Genomic DNA, 22,891 nt, shown 5'->3' with positions numbered 1-22,891 from the left:
ACGCCGGCCGCGTCAGCCGGTCTGCCGGTCAGCCCGCGATCAACGGACACGTCCGCAGCTGGTCCGACTGCGCAGTCGGCTGGGTGAACTCCAACTGCACCTTGGCGGAGGTGGATCCGCCGCCTTGGACGTGAACGCCCAACGCCGTGCACACGATCTGCTCGATCCCCAACGCGCTCACGTCGTTGACGGACAACGGCACGATCAGCTCCAACACCCCCGGTTTGACGGTCACCACGACCTGCGTGACCCCCGCATTGGCGATCTCCGTGTGCAGCCCGGTCTCGCCGGGCACCCCGGGCGGCCCGGACAGCAGCGCCGACAGCGCCTCGGCCACGGTCCCCAGTTGACCGGTCAGACGTACCTGCGGGTGAAGGTGCTCGCCGGCGTCGACGTAGTACAACGTCGGCCCCGGCGCCACCCCGCCCGGCGCCTGTCCGGCGGCCCGCACCCCGGTCGGAGTGACGCTGCACCCGGCGAGCAGCGCGAGCAGCAGAAGCACCGCCGCCGGCCACGACACCCGTTTCATCCGTCCTCCCCTCGCCGAGGCAGACGCACGACGAAGCGCGCGCCGCCGCCTCCGCCGTTGCCGCCCCGGCCGCCGCCGCCACCACCGCCCCGGCCGCCGTCGCCGCCACCGCCGCCGCCACCGCCGTCGCCGCCACCGCCACCGCCGCTACCGCCGCCGCCACCGCCGTCGCCGCCACCGCCACCGCCGTCGCCGCCGCCGCCGTCGCCACCGCCGCCGTCGCCGTCGCCGTAGCCCCCGCCCCCGCCGTCGCCGCCGTCGCGGTCGCGGTCGCGGTCGCGGTCGCGGTCGGTATTGCCGTCGGCATTGCCCGCAGTGAGCTCCCCACCGTGCAACATCGTGTTCTCCAGCGCGATGGCCAGCCCCAACCCGTTGCCCGGAGCGCGCGTGCGGGCCTCGTCGGCCTTGTAGAAGCGGTCGAAGACGTGCGGCAGCACGTGCTCGGGCAAGCCCGGCCCGCTGTCGGTGACCTCCACCCACACCTGTCCGTCCGAGGCGGACACCCGCACCGCCACCGGCGGCGCACCATGCCGCAGCGCGTTGCCGACCAGGTTCGCGACGATGACGTCCAGCCGCCGCCGGTCGCACCGCAACCAGATCTCCCCCTCGGCCCGGAGCTCCACTCGCGCCGTCCATCCCCGGCTCCGCAGGCAGTCGCGCACGGCGCCCACGACCTCGACGTCCTCGGTGCGCAGCCGGGCCGTGCCGGCGTCGAACCGGGAGACCTCCATGAGGTCTTCGACGAGTTGGACCAGCCGCTGGGTCTCGGCGATCGCCAGCTGTGCCGACTCCCGCGCGTCGCCCTCCATCGCGTCGCTGGCGTCGGCGAGCACGTCCATCACCGCGGTCAGCGTGCTCAGCGGCGTCCGCAGTTCGTGCGCGGCGTCGGCGGCGAACCGGCGGGCGTCGTCCTGCATCCGGCGCATCGCCGCCATCGAGTCCTGCACGGATCCGGCCATCGCGTTGAGCGTGGCGGTCAGATCGGCCAGTTCGTCCGCACCCCGCGGGACCGCACGCGCGTCGAGGTCGCCCGCGGACAGCCGGCGCGCCGTGTCGCGCAGCCTGCGCACCGGACGCAGCACGCTGCCGGCAGCCACCAGCGCCAGCACCACCGCCACCGGCAGCGCCAGCCCGGTCGTGAGCGCCGCGGACCTGGTGAGCCCGTCGATCTGCTGCTGGACCCCGGTCAGGTCGCGGACGGTGTAGACCTCGATCCCCGACGGGCTCCGCGCCCCGTTGACCGACGTGATCATGATGGGCGTCCCGACGACCAGCCACGGCTTGCCCGCGGCGACAATCCGTTGCACGACCAGGGAGTCGCCACCGCGCGCCGCGGCTTGAACCGCGGTAGTGACCAGTCCGGTGTCGGGGCCGGTCGTGGCACGCAGGTTCTGATACGTGACGAGGGTGTCCGCGCCGACGGTCGCGGCCAGCTGGTCCAGTGCGGACTGGTTCGGCGGATAGGTCAGTCCGGCCGTGACGCTCGTGATCTGGCTCCGGACGGTCTCCACGGACTGCCGCTCGGCGCCGGCCGCCAGCGCGTCGCTCGCCGACCGGGCGCTCGCCCACGCCGCCGCCGCGGCACCGAGCACGGCCACCAGGACGAACGCGACCACCAGCCGTGCGCGCAGCCCGCGGGGCCACCTGCGCGACCACCCACGGCGGGCGGTCATACCGGCCCGAAGCGGTAGCCGAACCCTCGCACCGTCTGGACGTAGACCGGGCTGGCCGCGTCGGTCTCTATCTTCGCGCGCAGCCGTTGCACGCAGTTGTCGACCAGCCGGGAGTCTCCGAGGTAGTCGTGCTCCCAGACCTGCTCGAGCAGCTGTTGCCGACTGAACACGCGTCCCTCCGCGCGCGAGATCGTGAGCAGCAGCCGCATCTCGGTCGGTGTGAGCGGCACCGGCTCGGCCCGCAGCGTCACGGTGAGCGCGGAGGTGTCGATCCGCAGCTCGCCGAACACGCGCACCTCCTCGGCGGTACCGGGCATCCGGCGCAGGACCGCGCGGATCCGGGCATCGAGCACGCTGGGCCGGGCCGGCTTGACGATGTAGTCGTCGGCCCCGGCCTCCAGGCCGGCCACGACGTCGAAGTCGTCGCCGCGCGCCGTGAGCATGATGATCGGGGTCGTGCCGGCGGCGCGGATCCGGCGGCACACCTGGAAGCCGTCGAGACCCGGCAGGACCACGTCGAGGACGACCAGGTCCGGCCTGGTCTCCGGCAGCCGCGCCAGGCCCTCCTCGCCGGTGGCGGCGGTCTGCACGGCATACCCGAGCCGGCTGAGCGCCAGCTCCAGGCCGCGGCGCAGCCGGGAATCGTCCTCGATGATCAGAATCGCTTCCACGCGTCCAGTATGGGTGTCGTTGGCCGGAGATCAGCCGGAGATCGGCCGGCTGCGGACTCCTACGACACAACCGCGACACAACCGCGTTGGTGCTCGGACGCGGCCGGGTCACCGTCGAGGGCATGACAAGCATTCGAAATCTCATGCTCGCTGTCGCGTGTCTCGCCTTCGGAGCCGCCGGGACCGTCGCCTGCTCCGCGCGGTCGGGAGGTTCGGCCGGCTTGAGCGGTGGCGGTGCGAGCAGCGCGGCCGGTGCGGCTGGCACGTCCGGTGCGGCTGGTGCAGCTGGCAGAACCGACGCCCGACTCTCCAAGGTCCTCTTCCTCGGCGACTCCATAGCCGAGCAGGAGGCGCTGCCGCTGGCCGCCGCGTTCAAGGCCGGCAACGTCCAGTTCCAGTCGATCGCGGCGGCCGGAGGCGGCAACGTGGTCGGCCCCGCTGCCGACGCCAACTGGCGGCAACTGCCCGCGCAGATCGCCTCGGCCAAGCCCACCGTTGTCGTCTACCAGCTGACCACGTACGACTGGGGCACTCAGCAACAGCAGCAGGCCGCCTATCAGAAGCTGCTCGCGACCACCGTCGGATACGGCGCCAAGCTGGTCTTCGTCACCATGCCGCCGATCAAGCCCGACGATTTCTACCAGCCCCACATGGCCGACCTCGCCCACGCCGGAGCCGCCGCACAGGCAGTCGCCGCAGGATCCTCGGGCCAGGCGGCCGTCTTCGACGCCACCGCCGTCTGGGGTCCTACTTACCAGCAGGACAAGGACGGAAAACACGACCGCAGCAGCGACGGCGTCCACACCTGCCCGCAGAGCGCCGCCCGCTTCACCACCTGGCTCCTCGGCCAGTTGCACGGGATGTACGCCGGCTTCACACCCGCGCCCGCGCAGGCGTGGGCGAATGCGGGGTGGTCGGCCAGCCCTGACTTCCACGGGTGCTGATTTCGCGCTGGAGCCAGATGCGGAGCGGGATTCGGTGCGGGGTTCGGAGCCGGAATAGGAGCCGGAACGGGCTCCAGTGAGGCGAAGCCGGGACCGAGCACGGCTGCTGCGATATACATGACTGCGTCCTGCTGCTGGAGGGGCAGCGGGGCCGGTCATCAGCCCGTTTCTACCGGGTGGCGGATCCAGGCGGAAAGGCGGTGCTGCGTGGGCAGCCAAGAGTCCAACGTGGAGCGCATGCGGTTCTTCATCGAGCAGGTGCAAGAAGGGGGCCGGTTGGAGCTGATCGACGAGCTCGTACATCCCGACTTCCGGAACCGCACCATCGGTCCGGGCCAGCGCGATGGCCTGGACGGGGTCCACGACTTCATGGCGGCTTTGCACGAGGCTTTCTCCGACCTGCGGATCGAGATTCTGCACTGCGTCGGCGACGGCGATTTGGTAGCCACCCACAAGATGTTCCGCGGCCGGCACACCGGGCCGTGGTTCGGCGCACCGCCGTCGGGCGAGCGCATGGAGTTCCGAGTCATGGACGTCATCCGCTTCCAGGACGGGCTGTTGGTCGAGCACTGGGCCGTCATCGACCCGATGAGCCCGGCCACTGCTTCTAGCCAATAGACCTGTGCCACCGCTTACATAAACAACGTTGATTCTAGAATATCTCTTTGAGGACCGGTCCTCGCATTCAGTTCCTCGGTAATCACCGACAACTGATATACAAACCATCGTGAAAACAATACGCATAGCCACCTTCACGATCCTCGCGGCCTCAGCGCTGGCCACCGCGGGGTGCGGCAGCGGCAGCCAGGCGTATGACGACGGGTACAAGACGTACGTCAACACGCTCAACTCGATCCAGGCGGACGACTGCATCATCGACAACGCGCCATTCGGCCAGTTCCTGAAAGCGGATGAGGCTCCCAAGCCGCCGCAGATCGTGCCGTGCGGCAACAGCTCCAGCGTCAAGGTGTTCGCGGTGGGCGACTTGGCCGGCCCGTACGCGCAGGCGAAGGACCAGGCGGACAGCCTGTGCAAGGCGGCCGTGGACAAGGTGCCGGACAGTGAGGCCCAGCAGTACATGCTTCCCGGGTCCACCGATCTGAACTACAAAATCATCTATCCGAGCCTGCAGGAGGACTGGGACCACGGCTTTCACAAGGCGATCTGCTACCTCAGCCTGATCTGATGGTGCTCAGGCCGCCGGCGTGCCCGCACCGTTCCGTATCGCTGTGCCCTGATTTAAAATAGGGCGTGAAGGCCCTCGGCCACACGGGGAGGTCCGCGATGAACGGCCGAACTTTCGCCCCGATCATGACCGCTGCCCTCTTCGGCGCTTTACTGATCGCCGGCGTGTCCGGATGTGCAGGGAACTGCGGAGGCTCGAAGACCCACTGCGACCCTGTCGCGTGCGTGTGCGAACCCGTGTACACGACGCCGCCCCCGTACACCCCTGTTCCGAACCCGGGCAATCCCGATGACTGGTGGCAGACCGTTGACGCGTGCACGCTGCTCCCGGCCGACACCCTCAGCCGGCTCAAGCTTGCTGCGCTGGCGAAATCCCCGTCTCCGGCTCCGATTGAATACGAGGACAGCGACTGCACCTGGTTCGGTCGCAACCGAATGTTGTCCGTCGAACTGGCCGCGATCCCCTTTGCCGATGTGGGCGCGGAATTCCCCGCAGACGGTCAGTCCTCCAACGTGTCAACCAGCGACGGCCGTCCCGGCAAGCAGGATCTGCTCACCTACCAGGGTGAGTGCTACATGGCGATCCAGGCCACGTCCGGGTCGAGTCTGGCCATCCACCTGCAGATACCGCCCCAGCTCCTTCTGACACGCGCCCCACCGGCAGAGCACGTTTGCGAGGAAGCCCTGGAGGCGGCGAACGCCATAGCGCCGAGACTGGCCGGCGGCCACAGCCACGGCGCCACGTCACCGTCATAAGGCTCGCCCGGTAAGGCTCGCCCGCGCCGTTGCGCGAACATCGTCAGCAGCAGTCGCTACTGTTGCCGCCGCAGTGGCCCACGCGAGGGAACGAGGCGGTAGTGACACAGTTCGACGTCGACCCGACGGCTCCGCTGCCGGACGAGGATGCTCTCGTGGTCCCGGCGGGCCGGCAGCGGATGGTCATGGCGCGCCGCGGCGGCGCGATACGTCCGGATCTGGCCGTCGGCAAGGCCGAGGCGGCCAAGGCGGCGAAGGCGCTCGGTCCCTTCCGGCAGGCCGTGCGCCGCCGGCTGGCGAGTGCCGATCCCGATGCGGAATCGGCCGAGGCCGGCGGCGCGTTTCTGGACGATCCGACGTCGTCCTCGGCCTCGCCGCTGGGTGCCGCGGTGGTCGCCGTGGCGATGTTCTCCTGGGACCGGTCCGCCCAGGAGCCGAGCTTGGCCCCGTTGGCGGACGAATGGGTCGAGCAGCGCGGTGTGGTGTTCGCGACGCGGGCGGTGCTCGAGATCTGCGGAATCAGCTACGGCGAGAAGCCGCTGACCCGGCTGCCGCCGCTTCCCGAACCGCGCCACGCCGACAGCTACTGGCCGCACTTCCACCAGCTCCGAACGATCGCCGCGCAGGTGCGCGGGCATCTGGCGGTGGCGTCGGACGCCGACCACGCCGAGGCGTGTGCCGCCGCCGCCGAATACCGCGCGCTAGGCCACGAACAGCGGGTGTTCACGTCGTTCCTGTTCCCCGCACGGACCGAGTGGGTGGACGAGGACTGGCGCGACCACGCCGCCTACAGCGGCCTGGCTCAGGAGAAGGGCCTGTTGATCTGCGCGCTCAGCACTCCAGAACAGTTCGACGCGCAGCCGCCTCAGGACGACTGGTACGGCGTCGGGTTCGATCTGGCGGCGACGGTCGCCGACGGCGCGCCGCGGCACGCCGGAGCGTGGCTGGCGCGGTGGTACGACGTGACGTGGCACGCCGAGAACCAGCAGTTCCTCCTGTCCGTGGTGGCGGGTGTGCCCACCGACGAGGCCTTCCAGGCCCTGATCGACCGGCTCGACCGGAAACCCGACGCCGGGCCGGGATGGAGCGTGACCAACAACAAGCACGTGCGGACGGCGGTGATCGAGGCCTGCCGGCACTTCCCGGTCCGCGCTGTACGGCTGCTCGCGGCGAGCGCGTCTCAGGACACTGCCATCGGCACGATCTCGGCCGCTCTGCTCCGCGCGCACGTGCTCGGCAACCCGCGGGCCGTCGAGGCGGCGCTGCCGCAGCTGTCCGAACAGTCCCGGGAGATCGTCGACGCCATCGGCTCGGCCCCGATCGCCCCGTCGGCCAATGCCGAGCGTCTGCCGTCGGTGCTGGTCACTCCGCCGTGGCTGGCCGCGGATCAGCCCGCGCGACCGACCGCCGTCAAAGGGCTGCGACGGCCGTCAGGCGTCGGCGGCATGGTGTGGCGGACCGGCGAGGCAGAGCAGTGGGCGACGATGTTCGACGCCGTGGCCGACAATGAGTCGTATCCGCAGTGGGAGAACCAGTCCTGGCCGGAACGGGCCGACGTGTTCATCGAACGTCAACAGGATCTGGCCTTGGCGTACGTGTTCTTCGCGGACGGGCCGGAGGAGATCACCAGAGCCCTGATCCGGCAGTGGAGGCCCGCCTCACGGTGGCAGGATCCCGAGTGTGTCCGTGCACTGATTCCACGCTACGGGCTCGACGCGCTGCCGGCCGCTTTGCACATCGCGCACACGATCCAGCCGATCGACGCGGGAATCCTGGTGCCGTTCGCGGCCTACGAAGTCGCCGACCAGATGGCCGAATGGCTGGCGCGGGGCAGCAAGTCGACCCGTCCGGCGGTGCTCGCCTGGCTGGGCCGGCACCCGGCTTTCGCCGCCACGGCGCTGATCCCGGCGGCGGTGGGCAAGGCGGGGCCGGCGCGCCGTGGGGCCGAGGCCGCGCTGCGGGCGCTCGTGGCCGCCGGGCGCGGGGACGAGGTCATGGCCGCGGCCGAGGACTACGGCCGGGAGACCGTCGAGGCCGTGGAGTTCCTGCTGGAGCACGAACTCGTCCTCAGCCTGCCGAACAAGGTGCCGGGCCAGCCGAGCTGGCTGGAGCCGTGGCTGCTGCCGCAGGTACTGCTGCGCGACCGGTCCGCGGCGCTTCCCCCGGCGGCGGTCCGGCACCTGTGCACGATGCTGGCGATCTCGAAGCCGGGCGACGTGTACGCCGGCGTCGCCATCGTCAAAGAGGCGTGCGATCCGGCGTCCCTGGCGGAGTTCGCCTGGCAGCTGTTCCAGTTCTGGCGCGATGTGGACTACCCGCCCCAGGAGGGCTGGATCCTCGAAGCCCTGCGCTGGCTCGGCGACGACGAGACGGTCCGCCGCCTGTCGCCGGTGATCCGCGTCTGGCCCGGCGAGGGCGGGCACCAGCGCGCGGCCACCGGCCTGGCGGTGCTCACCGACATCGGCACCGACGTGGCGCTGATGCACCTGAACAGCATCGCGCAGAAGGTCAGATTCAGGGCACTGAGAGAGAAGGCGAACGAGCAGATCGCCGAGGTGGCCGCCGATCTGGGCCTGAGCCCTGAGCAGTTGGCGGACCGGCTCGTGCCCGACTTCGACCTCGACCCGGCGGGCAGCCTGGTCCTGGACTACGGGCCACGCCGTTTCACGGTCGGCTTCGACGAACGGCTCCAGCCGTACGTCACCGACGAGAACGGCGGGCGGCTCAAGGCGCTGCCGAAGCCCGGGGCCCGCGATGACGCCGAATCGGCCGCTGCCGCCCACCGGCAGTTCAGTGCCCTCAAGAAGGACGTGCGCACGGTCGCCGCCGACCAGTTGGTCCGGTTGGAACACGCGATGGTCACCCAGCGGCGCTGGACCGCCGCCGAGTTCGCCGAGCTGTTCATCGCGCACCCGCTGCTGCGCCATCTGGCCCGGCGCCTGGTCTGGACCTGCCTCTCCGGCCCCGGCGCGGCACCCACCGCGTTCAGGGTCGCGGAGGACGGGAGCTACGCGGACCTCGCCGACGAGCCTTTCTCCGTGCCCGACGGAGCCGAGGTCGGCATCGCGCACCCGCTGCATCTCGCCGACGACCTCGCCGCCTGGTCGGACGTGTTCGCCGACTACGAGGTCCTTCAGCCGTTCCAGCAGTTGGGCCGGGCCGTCTTCGCCCTGACCGACGCCGAGCGCGCGGCCACCTCGCTCGACCGCTTCGCCAGGCGCAAGCTTCCGGTCACGACGCTGCTGGGCATGGAGAAGCACGGCTGGCGGCGCGGCGCGCCCCAGGACGGCGGCGGCCAGAACTGGATGGAGCGGGTCGTCCCCGGCGGGCGCGCCGTCGTGGCCGACCTGTACCCCGGCATACCGATCGGCAACGTCCACGAGTCCGGGGACCAGGAGCTCACCGCCATCTGGCTCAACGACAAGCCGTACGGCCAGTGGTCCTCATCGGACGGCGGACCCCTGACCTTCGGCGAACTAGACCCGATCACCGCATCCGAGGTGCTGCGCGACCTGACCGAGCTCACCGGGTCGGGCGCCTAGAGCTTTCCGGTCGATCACGTGCGGAGCCAGATAACAAGGGCTGCGGTTGTGCCGGTGCCGAGGAAGACGTAGCCGCGCTTGTCGTAGCGACTTGTTTGAAGCGCCTCGGTCTGGAAACCCGGAGCCCGACCCAGGGAGGCATCATCATGAAAAACCTGATGCACAAGGCGCCGGATCACAGCCGACTCGGCGCGATCGGGCACACCGTGTCCGAGCACACCGCCGAGGCCGGGCACAAGATCCGCGACGAGTTCGACGACGTGGCGCCCAAGGTCGCCGCGGCCGCGTCGCAGGCGGTGCACACGGCCGCGCACGCCGCGATGGAGCGCAGCCGTCCGATCCGGACGGAGGCGGCGTCGCGCGGTTCGGCCGCGCTGTCCGGGCTGCTGGGCGAGGTTTCCCCGGCCCAGATCGACCGGCTCTCGGGACGCAGGCCGCGCCGCGGCAGGATCGCCCTGCTGCTCGCCGCAGCCGGCGGGGTCGTGGTCTGGGCCCTGTGGTGGAAGCGTTCGGACCCGGGCCTCGACGCCTGGCAGGAAGAGCCCGCCAAGCCGGATCCGGACACCGAACCGACCCAGGACCTCGCAGACCCGCAGGCTCCCTGATCGATCTGCCTACGCCGAGGACGCCGAGCAGGTTCGCAGCGGCGACGGCAGGCTGTTCGTGCCCGGTGGCCGGTCCGGCCGTCGGCGCTAACGCTTGCCGCGCGCCGTCTTCGGCACGTTCCCGATTCGGGAAACGCCCGACTCAAGAAACGCCCGACGCGTCCGGCAGCCCGCCGTCAGCTGCCGGACGCTCCCCGTGCGGTCAGCCGCACCTGCACGCCGTCCAGGAACAGCCCCAGCGTGTAGTCGAACACGGCGGCGTCGTCCCGTGTCAGCTCCAGCAGCCGGGCACTGCTGGCGTGCACCAGCGGGAAGCGCTCGGCCGGCAGGGTGGCGTAGCCGACCGCCCAGGCCTGCTCGTCGCGGTTCTGGTACTCGGGGTCCAGCAGTGACCAGGCGGCGCTGTACTGGGTGAAGGCCAGCGTCAGGTCCAGCAGCGCGCGGTAGACCTCGGCTGCCTCGACCACCGGCAGACCGGCGCTGTGCAGCACTCCGATGATCTGCTCCACGCTCTCGGTCTCGGACTTGCTGGCGGCCGTGCGGCTCGCCGCCAGCACCGCGATCGCCGGCCGGTCCAGGTACACCGAGCGGACCGCGTGCGCGATCCGCCGCAGCCACTCGCGCCAGCCCACCTCCTGCGGCGCGAGGCCGGCCATCCGCTCCACGGACTCCGTGACCATCCGGTCGGTGAGCGCCACCACCAGCTCGTCCTTGTCCCGGAAGTGCCGGTAGACGCTGGTCGGGTCGGCGCCGAGCTCCTTGCCCAGGCGGCTGAACGTCAGCGCCGAGCCGCCCTCCCGGGAGCCGATGTTCAGCGCGGCCTCGATGATCACCTCGCGGGACAGCGCCGCGCGGCGGCGGCCGCCGCCCTTTCTGGATCCGGTCGGGCTGACGGAGCCCGTGGAGCCCGAGGAGCCGGGGGATTCGGACTCGGGCTCGGACTCGGTCGCGGCGCGCGGCATCGCGGTGTCTCCGTTCAGCACGTATCGGCGGTCAGCGGTCAGCAGTCAGCGGTGTGCAGCGATCACATCGTAGTGGCGTCCGCGTTGTCAATGGCATTGACAGCGGCACTGTCATGGGTTTTGCTACTCCCCACGACGCACGCCGTGACCCAGCTCACGGGAATTCCTTTCGCACTTCCTTGGAGGACCGGTGTCCCCTTCCTCGTTCGCAGACCTCGTCTTCACCGGCGGCCCGGTCTTCACCGTCGACCCGGCGCGCTCCTGGGCCACGGCGGTGGCGGTGGCCGGCGGCCGGATCACCGCGGTCGGCCGGGAGCGCGACGTCAGGGATCTGATCGGCCCGGACACCGAGGTCGTGGACCTGGCCGGCAAGCTCCTGCTCCCGGGCTTCCAGGACTCACACGTCCACCCCGTCCTCGGCGGCACCACCCTGCGCCAGTGCGACCTGCACGAGCTGCACACCGCCGAAGAGTTCGCGGCCGCCGTCGCCGACTACGCGCAGCGCAACCCACAAGCCGCCTGGATCCGCGGCGGCGGCTGGAGCATGGACGCCTTCCCCGGCGGCATGCCGACGAAAGACCTGCTGGACGCCGTGGTCCCGGACCGGCCGGTCGCACTGCCGAACCGCGACGGCCACGGTATGTGGGTCAACAGCAAGGCCCTGGAGGTCTGCGGCATCACCCGCGACACCCCGGACCCCTTCGACGGCCGGATCGAACGCGATGCCGACGGCGAGCCCAACGGCTGCCTGCAAGAAGGCGCGATGGCACTGGTGGCCGCGCACGTCCCGCCGCCGACCGCACAGGAACTGGCCGACGGCCTCCTGGCCGGCCAGGCGTACCTGCACTCGTTCGGCATCACCGCCTGGCAGGACGCCGGAGTCGGCGCCGGCCTGGGTCCCGCCGACGTCTACGCGCCGTACCTGAACGCCTCCCGCTCCGGCGCCCTGACCGCCCGCGTGGCCGGGGCACTGTGGTGGGACCGCGAGAGCGGCCTGGAACAGCTGGAACTGTTCCGCGCCCGGCGCGAGGAGGCCGGGAACGGCCGCTTCCGGGCCCGCACCGTGAAGATGATGCTCGACGGAGTCGCCGAGAACCACACCGCCGCGCTGCTCGACCCCTACCTCGACGGCTGCGGCTGCACCACCGACAACACCGGCCTGACTTTCATCGACCCGGACAAGCTCAAGTCCTACGTCACCGAACTGGACGCCGCCGGTTTCCAAGTCCACTTCCACGCCCTCGGCGACCGCGCCGTCCGCAGCGCCCTGGACGCCGTCGAGGCGGCGCGCGCCGCGAACGGCCCCGGCGGACGCCATCACCTGGCGCACCTCCAGGTCGTGCACCCCGACGACATCCAGCGCTTCCGCCGGCTCGGCGCCACAGCGAACATCCAGCCGCTGTGGGCCGCACACGAACCGGCGATGGACGAACTGACCATCCCCTTCCTCGGCGAGGAACGCGCGGCCTGGCAGTACCCGTTCGGCTCGCTCAGCCGTGCCGGGGCGACGATCGCGGCCGGCTCGGACTGGTCGGTGTCCTCGCCGAACCCGATGTGGGGCATCCACACGGCCGTGAACCGCGTGGAGCCGGGCTTGTCGGCTGAGGAGTTCGCGGCGCGCAAGGTGTTCTACCCGGCCGAGCGGCTGGATCTCGGCCAGGCCGTCGCGGCGTACACCGCCGGCGCGGCCCACGTGAACCAGATCGACGACGTGACCGGTTCGATCCAGGTCGGCAAGTACGCGGACCTGGCGCTGCTGGACCGGGACCCGTTCGACGGCCCGGCGCACGAGATCGGCGACGCCACGGTACTGCGGACGTTCGTCGAGGGCGTCCAGGTCTACGGCGCCGAGTAGTCAGCAGGTCCACTTCTTCCCTCGAGAAAGGACAGCACCGCCATGAACCGCATACCGGCCCGTCTGGCCGCGCCCCTGGCCGTCACCGCCGCCGCGTCGCTGGCCCTGTCCGGCTGCTCCGGCAAGAGCAGCGGCACCAAGCAGGCCGCTCCGAGCGCGAACATCTCCACCAACGAGCTGACCACCGGCACCGCCACCGGCCCGCTCGATGCCGTGACCTGGTCCGGCGACTACCGGGCGCCGTACTCGCTGGATCCGTTGAAGACCGCGGACTATCCGGAGGAGACGATCCTGGGCAACGTCTGCGAGCCGCTGCTGCGCACCAACCCCGACTACTCGCTGGCCCCGGGGCTGGCCAAGTCCTGGCAGCAGGTCGACGGCACCCACATCGTGTTCGACCTCGATCCCTCGGCGCACTTCAGCGACGGCAAGCCGGTCACGACCGACGACGTGGTGTTCAGCCTCAAGCGCAACCTGGACCCGGCCGTCGCCTCGAACTACGCCGACTCCTACAACCAGGTCACCGCCATCGCCGCGAGCGGGCCGGGTCAGGTGACGATCACGCTGTCGCAGCCGAACTACGTGTTCATCCGCAACATGGGCATCCTGGCCGGCGCGATCGTGGAGAAGGCGAACACGGTGGCCGCCGGGCAGAACTTCGGCAGCGCGACCGGCAAGCTGGTGTGCTCCGGGCCGTTCACCGTCGAGTCGTTCGACGGCACCAACTCGCTGGTGCTGAAGAAGGACCCGAACTACTGGGACCCGACGCACGCCGCCAAGGTCGGCAAGCTGACGTTCACCTTCCCCCAGGACCCGCAGAGCTTCTCCAACGGCCTGACCCAGGGCACCATCGAGGGCGCGTTCGACCTGCCGGTCAACGTGGTGCCGACGCTGCAGAAGGCGACAAACGGCAAGCTGTACGTCGGCGGCGAGGGCTCGACGACGCAGAACGTGGACCTGATCGTCTCCAAGCTCGACGGCGGTCTGAAGGACCCGGCGGTCCGGCAGGCGCTGTCGCTGGCCATCGACCGCTCCGGCATCGCGACGTCGATCTTCGCCGGTGCCGCGGATCCGCTGTACGCGGTGGCCGGCCCCGGCTTCTTCGACAGCCAGCCGGACCCGGTGAAGGCCGTCTACCAGGCCGCCTACGACAAGTTGAAGGTCACCCCGGACCTGAAGAAGGCGGCGGACCTGGTGAACCAGGCCGGCGCCAAGGGCAAGGCCGTCACCATCGCCTACTCCGCCGACGGCTCCACGTTCGCGCAGCTGGCGCAGGTGCTCCAGCAGACCGGCAACGCCATCGGCCTGAACATGAAGATCGTGGCCCTGCCGCCGCAGCAGTACGGCAACCTGTTCACCGACCCGAAGGCGCGCGCCGACTACGACGGCTTCCTGACGCTGAACTACCTGGAGTTCCCCGACGTCTCGACGATGTACGCCAGCTACGCGACCAAGAGCGGCGTGCAGAACTTCAACGGGTACGAGAACGCCGTCGTGGAGAGCGCGGTGCTGAAGGCGCAGGGCACTGACGACCTGATCCAGCGGGCGAACTTCGCGGTGCAGGCCCAGGCCCAGGTGATGCAGGACCTGCCGTGGATCCCGATCGTGGCGCCGCGGGCGCTGGTGTGGCAGAACACGAAGGTGACCGGGGCGCCGCTGACGTTCTCGTACATGTCCTACGCCTGGGGCGCGGCGGTGGGCGCGCCGTGACGGTCCGATTCCTGCTCCGCAGGCTCGGCGGGCTGGTGGTGACGCTGCTGCTGGCCAGCATGCTGATCTTCTCCTCGCTGTACCTCGCGCCGGGGAGTCCGGAGAACATCGTGTTCGGGAACCGGACGCCCTCGCCGGCGGCGCGCGCGGCGGTGCGGCACCAGCTGCACCTGGACGATCCGCTGCCGGTGCGGTACTGGGACTGGCTGACCGGGGCGCTGCACGGCGACTTCGGGCGGTCGATGGTGACGAACCAGCAGGTGTCCGACCGGGTCGGTGCCGGGCTGGCGACGACCGTGACCCTGGTGGTCCTGGCCGCCCTGATGATCGCGGTGCTGGGACTGGCGCTGGGTGTCGCGGCGGCGTTGAAGCCGGGGTTCGTGGACTCGGCGGTGAACGTCTACACGTCGGTGTCGGTGACGGTTCCGCCGTTCGTCGCCTCCGCCCTGCTGATCTCGACGTTCGCGGTGAAGCTCGGCTGGTTCCCGGCCTCGGGGGTCGAGAACGGGTTCTGGGGACGGATCGACAGCCTGATCCTGCCGGCGGCGGCGATGGCGCTGATCTCGTGCGGGTTCCTGGCGCGGGTGACACGCAACGCGATGCGGGAGCAGTTGGCCAAGGAGCACGTGCAGACCGCGATGGCGCGCGGCCTGCCGCGGCGCCACGTGATCCGGCGGCACGTGCTGCGCAACGCGCTGCCGCCGATCGTCACGGTGATCGGGCTGCAGGTGGCCGGGCTGTTCGCCTCGACGCTGATCGTCGAGTCGGCGTTCGGCGTGCCGGGGATCGGGCGGCTGACGATCCAGTCGGTGGCGCAGAAGGACTTCCCGGTGGTGCAGGCGGTGGCGCTGCTGCTGGTGGCGGCGTTCGTGGTGGCCAACGCGGTGACGGATCTGGTCCAAGGCCTGGTCGATCCGCGGTTGAAGACGGCAGGAGGTGCGGCGTGAGGAACAAGAAGCAGGGCCGGATCCGGGCCGTCTACAAGTGGCTCGGTCCGTCCGGCACAGCGGCCGCGCTGTTCCTGGTGATGATGGTCCTGGCGGCCGTGTTCGCCTCGGTGCTGGCTCCGGCCGACCCGAACACCGGCGACCTGCTGAACAACTATCAGGGCTCTTCCGCGAGCCATCTGCTGGGCACCGACGGCATCGGCCGCGACATCCTGTCCCGATTGCTGTACGGGACACGCACCTCGCTGCTGGGCCCGGCGCTGGTCGTCGGCGTGTCGATGGCGATCGGGATCCCGCTGGCGCTGCTCGGCGCCTGGTACGGCGGCATCGTCGACTCGGCGGTCGCCCGGGTGCTGGACCTGGTGTACGCGCTGCCGGGGCTGTTGCTGGCGGTGCTGACCGTGGCGCTGTTCGGCCCGGGGCTGACACCCGCGGTGGTGGCGTTGTCGATCGCCTATGTGCCGTTCCTGGCGCGGATCGTGCGGGCGGCGGCGCGGCAACAGCGGGTCAGCCCGTACGTGGACGCGCTGACGGTGCAGGGCTTCGGGGTGGTCCGGATCAGCGTCCGGCACATCCTGCGCAACATCGCGCCGGTGGTGCTGGGACAGGCCGCGATCGCGTTCGGGTACGCGCTGCTGGACCTGGCGTCGCTGTCCTACCTGGGACTCGCGGTGCAGGCCCCGACGTCGGACTGGGGCGTGATGGTCAGCGACACCGACGCGTTGTTGAAGGGCTATTCGATGCCGGTGCTGCTGCCGGGGTTGCTGATCGTGGCTTCGGTGCTGTCGCTGACGGTGCTGGGTGCACGGATCTCCGGCGAGCGCCCGGAGCCGCATCCGCTGTTCGGGCGGCTGTTCGGGCGGATTTCCGGATCCGGATCGGAAGGGAGGGCCGCCGATGCTCCGGCTTCGTGATGTGGACGTGGCGCTGAACGTCGAGGGCCGGATGCGGCCGGTGCTGACCGGCCTGAACCTGGACTTGGCCGAGGGCGAGGCGCTGGGACTGGTCGGCGAGTCCGGCTCCGGCAAGTCGATGACCGTGCGCACCGTCACCCGGCTGCTGCCGCCGGGGGCGCGGGTGAGCGGCACGGTCGAGTTCGAGGGCCGGGACGTGCTGGCGATGAAGCCGGCCGAGCTGCGGGCGTTCCGCGGCGCGGACGTCGGCGTGATCTTCCAGGACCCGCGGGCCGCGATCAACCCGACGCACCGGATCGGGGACTTCCTCGGCGAGGCGCTGCGGGTGAACCGCGGCGTGTCCAAGAGCGAGGCGGCGCGGCGCTCGGCCGAGCTGCTGGCCTCGGTCGGGATCGACGACGCCGAACGGCGGCTGCGGCAGTACCCGCACGAGCTCAGCGGCGGCATGCTGCAGCGCGCCATGATCGCCTCGGTGCTGGCCGCCGAGCCCCGGCTGATCCTGGCCGACGAACCGACCACCGCGCTGGACGTGACGATCCAGGCCGAGGTGGTGGGCATCCTGGACCGGCTGCGCCGCGAGCGCGCGCTCAGCATGGTGTTCATCACCCACGACCTGGACCTGGCGCTGGCGGTGTGCGACCGAGTGGCGGTGATGTACGCCGGCTCCGTGGTGGAGGTGCGTTCCGCGCGGGAGCTGCACGACACCGCGCGGCACCCGTACACGATCGGGCTGCTGGGCTCGCGGCCGGCGATCGAGCGGCGGGCCGAACGGCTCACCGCGATCCCGGGGCGTCCGGTGTCGGCGTTCGAGGCCGGGCCCGGCTGCGCGTTCGTCAGCCGGTGCGCTTTCGCGCAGGACGCGTGCCGGGCGAGCCGGCCGCGGTTGGAGGCGTTCCAGGGCGGACTGGTCCGCTGCCACCGGGTGGAGGAGATCCATGAGCACTCTGTCGTCTGAACCGTCGTCTGAACCGCAGACCCCGCCGATCCCGGCCGACGATCGCCCCGCGGTCTCGGTCAGCGGCCTGACGAAGGACTTCCGGGTCGCTGACCGACACGGCCGGCGCTCGGTCTTCACCGCGGTGTCCGACGTCTCGTTCACGGTCCCAGCCGGCGGCGCGCTGGGCCTGGTCGGCGAGTCCGGGTCCGGCAAGACCACGACCGCCCGGATGCTGGTCGGGCTCGAGGCACCGACCGCCGGCCGGATCGAGGCGCTGGGCCACGACCGCTCCCGCCCGGCCCGGGGCGCCGCCGAGCGCCGCCGCCGGGCCCGGGAGCTGCAGATCGTGTTCCAGGACCCGTACACGTCGCTGGACCCGAGCCAGACGGTGCGCGCGGCCGTCGACGAGGTGCTGCGGGCACACAGCGGCCTGGAGGGGCCGGCGCGCGCCGCCCGGCTGGCCGAGCTCCTGGACCAGGTCGGCTTCGACGAGCGCCAGGCGTCGGCCCGGCCGCGGGAGCTGTCCGGCGGGCAGCGGCAGCGCGTGGCGATCGCCCGGGCGCTCGCCGTCGATCCGCGGGTGCTGATCCTGGACGAGGCGGTGTCGGCGCTGGACGTGTCGATCCAGGCGCAGATCCTGAACCTGCTGGTGGACATCCGCGAGGCGACGGGCATCGCCTACCTGCTGATCTCGCACGATCTGGCGGTGGTGCGGCACCTGTGCGACTCGGTGGTGGTCCTGCGGCGCGGCCGGGTGGTGGAGTCCGGGGAGTGCGGCGCGGTACTGGATTCGCCCGCGGACGAATACACGCGGGTATTGCGGGCATCGGTGCCCGTGGCGGGGTGGCGGCCGGGTGCGCCGGGGCGGCTCGGGACCGACTGACGTCAGGATGACGTTCAGCTGACGTCCGGATGATGCTTCCTTCGCCGCGTTCGCAGCGCACCAGCGAGCCGGGACGCCGGGACGGTGAGTCCGCCGTCCCGCAGGACCTTCCGCTGTTCCAGCGTCCCCCCAGGTGAGAGCCGCGGCGTCCCGCGGTCTCGGCATCTTGGCGCGCGGCATCGACCCGGGAGGGGCCAGGGCCCGAGGATGAGCGCGAGGCGGTGTCGGCAGCGCCGCGCCCTCTGCACAGAAAGGGGCCCTCCGTTGGGCCAGACCCTGCGCTTCGACGTCCTGGGTGCGGTCACCGTCACCCGGGACGGCATGGCGGTCCCCATCACGGCGGCGATGCCGCGCGCCATCCTCGCGGCCTTGCTGATGCAGGCCAACAAGCCGGTCCCGGCCACGCGCCTCAAGGCGGGTCTGTGGGGGGACAGCCCGCCCCGATCGGCAGCGGCGTCGTTGAACAACCACGTGCTGCGGCTGCGGCGGCACCTGGCCGACGCGAAGCGGGACCGGATCCGCGTCACCGAAGCCGGCTACGCCATCCGGATCCAGGACGGCGAGCTCGACCTGAACGACTTCGTGGAGCTCCACGCGCGCGGCCAGCAGGCGGTGATGCGGGGGGACTGGGCCGTCGCGGCGGCCGAGCTGCGCCGCATGCTGGCCCTGTGGCGCGGGGAACCGGTCGCCGACGTCGACAGCGCCATCCTGTGCGCGGCCGAGCGCGAGCGGCTGTCGGAGATGCGCCTGCAGGCGCTGGGCTGGCGGGTGGATGCCGAGTTGCACCTCGGCAGGCACGCCGCGCTGATCGCCGAACTCCGCGTGCTGACCCGCGAGCACCCGCACAACGAGACGTTCCCGGCACAGCTGATGCTCGCCCTGCACCGCAGCGGCCGGCACGCCGACGCCCTCGCCGAGTACCAGCGTGTCCGGGTCCTGCTGCGCGACGAGCTCGGCGTCCGCCCGGGACCGGAACTCGTGGGGCTCCACGCCCGGATCCTCGCCCGGGACGGCGCACTGGACTGGAGTGCGGAGCCGGTGCCGCGGCAGATTCCGGGACCGGCTCTGGAAGCGGCATCGGGACCAGCGTCGGCGTCGGGATCGGCGTCGGCGTCGACTCCGGCGCCCAAGCCCGGGATGCTGCCGGCCGACGGCGCGATCCTCATCGGCCGCGACGCGCGGATCGAGCAGCTCGTGGCCGTTCTCGAGGGGACGGCGTGCCGCCCGGCCGCGAGCGTGCCGCCGCCGGCTCCCCCGTCGACCGCGGTGGCGACGATCGGCGGCATGAGCGGAGTCGGCAAGACGGCGTTGGCCGTTCACGTCGCGCATCTGGTCCGCGGCCGGTTCCCGGACGGTCAGCTGTTCGCGGACCTGCGCGGGCGGACGGCGGCACCGGCCCGGCCGGCGGCGGTCCTGGCGATGTTCCTGCGCCAGCTCGGGGTGCGTCCGGACGCGGTGCCGGAGCACGAGGAGGAACGCAGTGCCCTGTTCCGCACGCTGCTGGCCGACCGCCGGGTGCTGGTCCTTCTCGACGACGCCCGGGACGCCGTGCAGATCAGGCCGCTGGTCCCGGGCGGGGCGCACTGCGGGCTGCTGGCGACCACCGGCCGCCGGCCGACGGTGCCGGGATGGGTCCACGTCGACCTCGACGTACTGCCTGAGCAGCCGGCACGTGAGCTGGTGGCCCGGATCATCGGCCCGGACCGGGTACGGGCCGAACCCGAGGCGGTCGACAGTGTCCTGACAGCGTGCGCGGGCCTACCGCTGGCACTGTGCGTGGCCGGCGGGCGCCTGGCCGCCAGGCCGGGCTGGCGGATCCGGGACCTGGCGAGCCGACTGCACACCGCGGACGGCGGTCTCGACCAGCTCAGTCACGGGGATCACAGCGTCCGCGCCGCGTTCGAGTCCGGATATGCGGCGCTGGCCGAGCCCGACGGCTCTCTGAGCGCGTCCCAGCGGATGTTCTGCCTGCTGGGGCTGTGGACCGGTCCGACGATCGGCCTGCCGGCGGCGGCCGCGTTGGCGGGGCTTCCCGTCCCCGAGGCCGAACGCGTGCTGGAAGCCCTTGTTGACGCGTATCTTCTGCGCTCGTACCGACCCGGCTGTTACGAACTGCACGAGTTGCTGGCAGCGTTCGCTGCCGAGCGGGCGGAGCATGACCTCGGCAGCGGCATGCCGTGGGCGGTCGGGCTGCGGGCCGTCTAGTCTCCTGAGTCAGGAGACCAGGTCCGCATCAGTCAGCGTGCTCACACGTCTTCGGCGAGCAGCTTGTACAGGGCCTTGCGAGCCTCACCGAGGATCGCGAGGGCCTTGGTCTTCTGCTCCTCGGTCCCGACCTGGGCGACCTGGCGGGCGGCGGTGCCGAGCTGGTGGACGCCGTCCCGCAGCGCCATGTGGACCTCCGGCACACCCGTGCCGAAGTTCTCCCACGGCCGGTTGTCCGGGGCCTCGGCCACGGCGGCACGGCCGGCCTCGGTCAGCTCCAGCAGCCGCTTGCCGCTGGACGCGTCCGCGGTGACCTTGCCTTCGTCCTCCAACAGCTGCAGGGCCGGGTAGAGGGCGCCGGGGCTCGGACGCCACAGGCCGCCGGTCCGGGTCTCCAGTTCCTGGATCATCTCGTAGCCGTGCATCGGGCGCTCGGCCAGCAGTGCCAGGACCGCCGCGCGCACGTCGCCGCGCCTGGCCCGGCCGCCCCGGCCCCCGCCCCCGCGAAGCTCGCCGAGGTCGTCCCAGCGGCTCCGCGACTCTCCTCGCCGGCCCCATCCGCCGGGTCCGCCCGGTCCCCCGAACCCGCGGTCCGGACGTTCGAAGCGCTCGCGGCCCTCGCCGCGGCCTCGGCCGCCGCGCCCGCGGTACTCGTTGCCATACATGGTCGAGCTCCTGTCGTTGATTTCGTTCGCTGGTTCCTTGTTCGGAGCGGCACTCCGCCCCGATGCCGCTAAAGATATATCTAGAACTATCTAGATGCAACTCGATAGCGTAACTAGATAGAGCACCATCGCCCGGCCCGAGGGCCCGGGTCGCCCAAGCTGCCGACTCCGGCCGTTCGGCGTTCACCCGGTGATCATTTCCAGACCCCGGGCCGTGGCTAGCATCCGGCCATGACTGCCGAGATGACGCCGGAACAGGCCGCTGGCCTGTCAATGGCCGAACAACACGAATGGTTCCGGAAGCTCACCGCGGGTCGCCGGTCGCTGCTGCGCGGCGGCCTGGTCGGAGCCGGTGTGCTGGCCGCCGGCCCGGGCCTGCTCGCGGGTCGGGCCCAGGCCGACACCGCCCCGGGGACGGCGTCCCCCGCGACCGCCGCGTCCCCGACCGCCGCGCCCCTGCTCGCCACGGCGGCCCGTCCGGCGGGCCGCTCCGTCATCCCCTTCGGCCGCCACATCTCCTACGGCGCCGACCCGACCACCGAGATCTCGGTGGTCTGGCAGGTTCCGGCGCCGGTGACCAACCCGTACGTCCGGATCGGCTTCTCGCCGCTGGACTTCGGCGACAAGGTCAAGGCCCAGCTCTCGGTGCTCAGCACCCCGTTCACGGACATCAGCGCGGTGGACTCGGTTCCGCTGGTCCACCCGGCCGCCGTCGAGCAGTACTACGTCCAGGCCCGGATCAAGCATCTGCTGCCCGGCCAGACCTACTACTACGCCGTCGGGCACGACGGGTACGACCCGGCCCAGAACCACGCCGAGCCGGCGCGTCCCTTCACCACCGCGCCCTGCGGCCGGCCCGACTACACCTTCACCGCCTTCGGCGACCAGGGCATCAGCTACGACGCCGTCGCCCTGGCCACCACGGTCCGCTCCCAGAACCCGGCCTTCCACCTGCACGCCGGCGACCTGTCCTACGCCAACGGCGGCGGCAGCGGCCTGATCACCAACAGCTACGACCCGCGGGTCTGGGACTCCTTCCTGGTCCAGAACGAGCTGTTCGCCGCCTCGATCCCCTGGCAGCCGGTGGTGGGCAACCACGAGATGGAGCCGTGGTACTCCCCCGACGGCTACGGCGGCTACTTCGACCGGTTCGCCCAGCCGACCGAGCAGCAGGCGTACTACTCCTTCACCTACGGCAACGTCGCGTTCATCGCGCTGGACGCCAACGACGTGACGTACGAGTACACGGCGAACCACGGCTACAGCCAGGGCAAGCAGACCGCGTGGCTGAACCGGCAGCTCGCGGCCTACCGCGCGAACCGCGGCATCGACTTCATCGTCGTGTACTTCCACGAGTGCGCGTACTGCACCGCCGACGCTCACGCCTCGGACGGCGGCGTGCGCGCCGCGTGGACCCCGCTGTTCGACCAGTTCGACGTCGATCTGGTGATCAACGGCCACAACCACGTCTACGAGCGCACCGACCCGATGCGCGGCGGCTCGGTGACCACCGCCGCCCCGACCGGCTCGACCGTCCGGTCGAAGGCCAACGGGACCACGTATGTCGTGGCCGGCAGCTCGGGCAACAGCCTCTACCAGTTCCCGGTCGCCGACAGCTACGAGAACGCCGTGGACGACGTCGCGCCGTTTGCGTCGTGGGTGCGGAGCCCCGGCGGCGTCAAGACACCGGAGACCGTCGACTGGTCGCGCGTGCGCTACACCGGCTACGCGCTGCTCGCGGTGGACGTCAAGCCCGGCCGTTACGGGCGTGTCTCGCAGCTGGTGCTGCGCGCTGTGAACGAGTACGGCGTCGAGGTCGACAAGATCACGATCGAGCGCTGAGACGGCACGTGTCGCCGACCCGGGCTGGCGACCCGGGCCAGCGACCCGGGCCGGCATGCTTACCCG

The 22,891-nt window shown here is 71.2% G+C and carries 19 protein-coding genes; 14 read left to right on the top strand and 5 right to left on the bottom strand.

Features of this window, described 5'->3' with window-relative positions; all coding sequences use genetic code 11:
* Positions 1 to 28: 28 nt before the first annotated feature.
* The 3 genes from ABH920_RS32300 to ABH920_RS32290 are packed head-to-tail and all read right to left on the bottom strand — an operon-like array spanning position 29 to position 2,873.
* Positions 29 to 529: a hypothetical protein gene (locus ABH920_RS32300; RefSeq protein WP_370353000.1), complete on the bottom strand. Its 501-nt coding sequence runs from the start codon at positions 527 to 529 to the stop codon at positions 29 to 31.
* On the bottom strand, positions 526 to 2,202 hold the full coding sequence (locus tag ABH920_RS32295; protein WP_370352998.1) for an ATP-binding protein: 1,677 nt from the start codon (positions 2,200 to 2,202) through the stop codon (positions 526 to 528). Before ABH920_RS32295 ends, ABH920_RS32300 begins: the two co-directional genes overlap by 4 nt.
* Entirely contained in the window at positions 2,199 to 2,873 is a 675-nt protein-coding gene (locus ABH920_RS32290) for a response regulator (protein WP_370352997.1), read from the bottom strand. The genes ABH920_RS32295 and ABH920_RS32290 overlap by 4 nt, the downstream gene beginning before the upstream one ends.
* Positions 2,874 to 2,995: 122 nt before the next feature.
* Between ABH920_RS32290 and ABH920_RS32285 the strand changes: the two genes are divergently transcribed.
* The 6 genes from ABH920_RS32285 to ABH920_RS32260 all read left to right on the top strand — a co-directional run bounded on the left by ABH920_RS32285 (position 2,996) and on the right by ABH920_RS32260 (position 9,905).
* Entirely contained in the window at positions 2,996 to 3,817 is an 822-nt protein-coding gene (locus ABH920_RS32285) for an SGNH/GDSL hydrolase family protein (RefSeq protein ID WP_370352996.1), read from the top strand.
* 207 nt (positions 3,818 to 4,024) lie between these two features.
* Entirely contained in the window at positions 4,025 to 4,435 is a 411-nt protein-coding gene (locus ABH920_RS32280) for an ester cyclase (protein WP_370352995.1), read from the top strand.
* Positions 4,436 to 4,544: 109 nt separating this feature from the next.
* The gene (locus ABH920_RS32275) at positions 4,545 to 5,003 is read left to right on the top strand and encodes a hypothetical protein (RefSeq protein ID WP_370352994.1); all 459 of its coding nucleotides are present in this window, start codon (positions 4,545 to 4,547) and stop codon (positions 5,001 to 5,003) included.
* Between the two features lie 98 nt (positions 5,004 to 5,101).
* Positions 5,102 to 5,758 (top strand): hypothetical protein, encoded by a 657-nt coding sequence (locus tag ABH920_RS32270; RefSeq protein ID WP_370352993.1) that lies wholly within the window; start codon positions 5,102 to 5,104, stop codon positions 5,756 to 5,758.
* A gap of 101 nt (positions 5,759 to 5,859) precedes the next feature.
* Positions 5,860 to 9,300, top strand: a complete 3,441-nt coding sequence (locus tag ABH920_RS32265) for a DUF4132 domain-containing protein (protein WP_370352992.1) — start codon at positions 5,860 to 5,862, stop codon at positions 9,298 to 9,300.
* A gap of 146 nt (positions 9,301 to 9,446) precedes the next feature.
* Positions 9,447 to 9,905 carry a DUF5324 family protein gene (locus ABH920_RS32260; protein WP_370352991.1) on the top strand — a complete coding sequence of 153 codons (459 nt, stop codon included), beginning with the start codon at positions 9,447 to 9,449 and terminating at the stop codon, positions 9,903 to 9,905.
* 176 nt (positions 9,906 to 10,081) lie between these two features.
* Here the strand turns inward: ABH920_RS32260 and ABH920_RS32255 are convergent, their stop codons facing one another.
* Positions 10,082 to 10,888 (bottom strand): TetR/AcrR family transcriptional regulator, encoded by an 807-nt coding sequence (locus tag ABH920_RS32255; protein WP_370352990.1) that lies wholly within the window; start codon positions 10,886 to 10,888, stop codon positions 10,082 to 10,084.
* A gap of 169 nt (positions 10,889 to 11,057) precedes the next feature.
* On the opposite strand from ABH920_RS32255, the gene ABH920_RS32250 reads away from it, so the two are divergent.
* The 7 genes from ABH920_RS32250 (at position 11,058) to ABH920_RS32220 (ending at position 20,318) form a co-directional block, all read left to right on the top strand.
* Positions 11,058 to 12,722, top strand: coding sequence for an amidohydrolase (locus ABH920_RS32250; protein WP_370352989.1), 1,665 nt, complete (start codon positions 11,058 to 11,060; stop codon positions 12,720 to 12,722).
* Between the two features lie 42 nt (positions 12,723 to 12,764).
* A complete protein-coding gene (locus tag ABH920_RS32245) occupies positions 12,765 to 14,432 on the top strand; it encodes an ABC transporter substrate-binding protein (protein WP_370352988.1) in 1,668 nt (555 codons plus the stop codon).
* Positions 14,429 to 15,379 carry an ABC transporter permease gene (locus ABH920_RS32240; protein ID WP_370352987.1) on the top strand — a complete coding sequence of 317 codons (951 nt, stop codon included), beginning with the start codon at positions 14,429 to 14,431 and terminating at the stop codon, positions 15,377 to 15,379. Before ABH920_RS32245 ends, ABH920_RS32240 begins: the two co-directional genes overlap by 4 nt.
* Positions 15,376 to 16,293 carry an ABC transporter permease gene (locus ABH920_RS32235; protein WP_370352986.1) on the top strand — a complete coding sequence of 306 codons (918 nt, stop codon included), beginning with the start codon at positions 15,376 to 15,378 and terminating at the stop codon, positions 16,291 to 16,293. Before ABH920_RS32240 ends, ABH920_RS32235 begins: the two co-directional genes overlap by 4 nt.
* Positions 16,277 to 17,248: an ABC transporter ATP-binding protein gene (locus tag ABH920_RS32230; protein ID WP_370352985.1), complete on the top strand. Its 972-nt coding sequence runs from the start codon at positions 16,277 to 16,279 to the stop codon at positions 17,246 to 17,248. Before ABH920_RS32235 ends, ABH920_RS32230 begins: the two co-directional genes overlap by 17 nt.
* Entirely contained in the window at positions 17,229 to 18,113 is an 885-nt protein-coding gene (locus tag ABH920_RS32225; RefSeq protein WP_370352984.1) for an ABC transporter ATP-binding protein, read from the top strand. Before ABH920_RS32230 ends, ABH920_RS32225 begins: the two co-directional genes overlap by 20 nt.
* A gap of 264 nt (positions 18,114 to 18,377) precedes the next feature.
* Positions 18,378 to 20,318 carry a BTAD domain-containing putative transcriptional regulator gene (locus ABH920_RS32220; protein WP_370352983.1) on the top strand — a complete coding sequence of 647 codons (1,941 nt, stop codon included), beginning with the start codon at positions 18,378 to 18,380 and terminating at the stop codon, positions 20,316 to 20,318.
* 41 nt (positions 20,319 to 20,359) lie between these two features.
* Here the strand turns inward: ABH920_RS32220 and ABH920_RS32215 are convergent, their stop codons facing one another.
* Positions 20,360 to 20,983, bottom strand: coding sequence for a PadR family transcriptional regulator (locus ABH920_RS32215; RefSeq protein WP_370352982.1), 624 nt, complete (start codon positions 20,981 to 20,983; stop codon positions 20,360 to 20,362).
* Between the two features lie 231 nt (positions 20,984 to 21,214).
* On the opposite strand from ABH920_RS32215, the gene ABH920_RS32210 reads away from it, so the two are divergent.
* Complete coding sequence (locus tag ABH920_RS32210) at positions 21,215 to 22,825, top strand: purple acid phosphatase family protein (protein WP_370352981.1); 1,611 nt, start codon at positions 21,215 to 21,217, stop codon at positions 22,823 to 22,825.
* Positions 22,826 to 22,891 lie beyond the last annotated feature (66 nt).

This window comes from Catenulispora sp. EB89 (assembly GCF_041261445.1).
GTDB lineage: Bacteria > Actinomycetota > Actinomycetes > Streptomycetales > Catenulisporaceae > Catenulispora.
The sequence above is the reverse complement of the archived record's forward strand: the minus strand, read 5'-3'. Positions and strand labels throughout refer to the sequence as shown.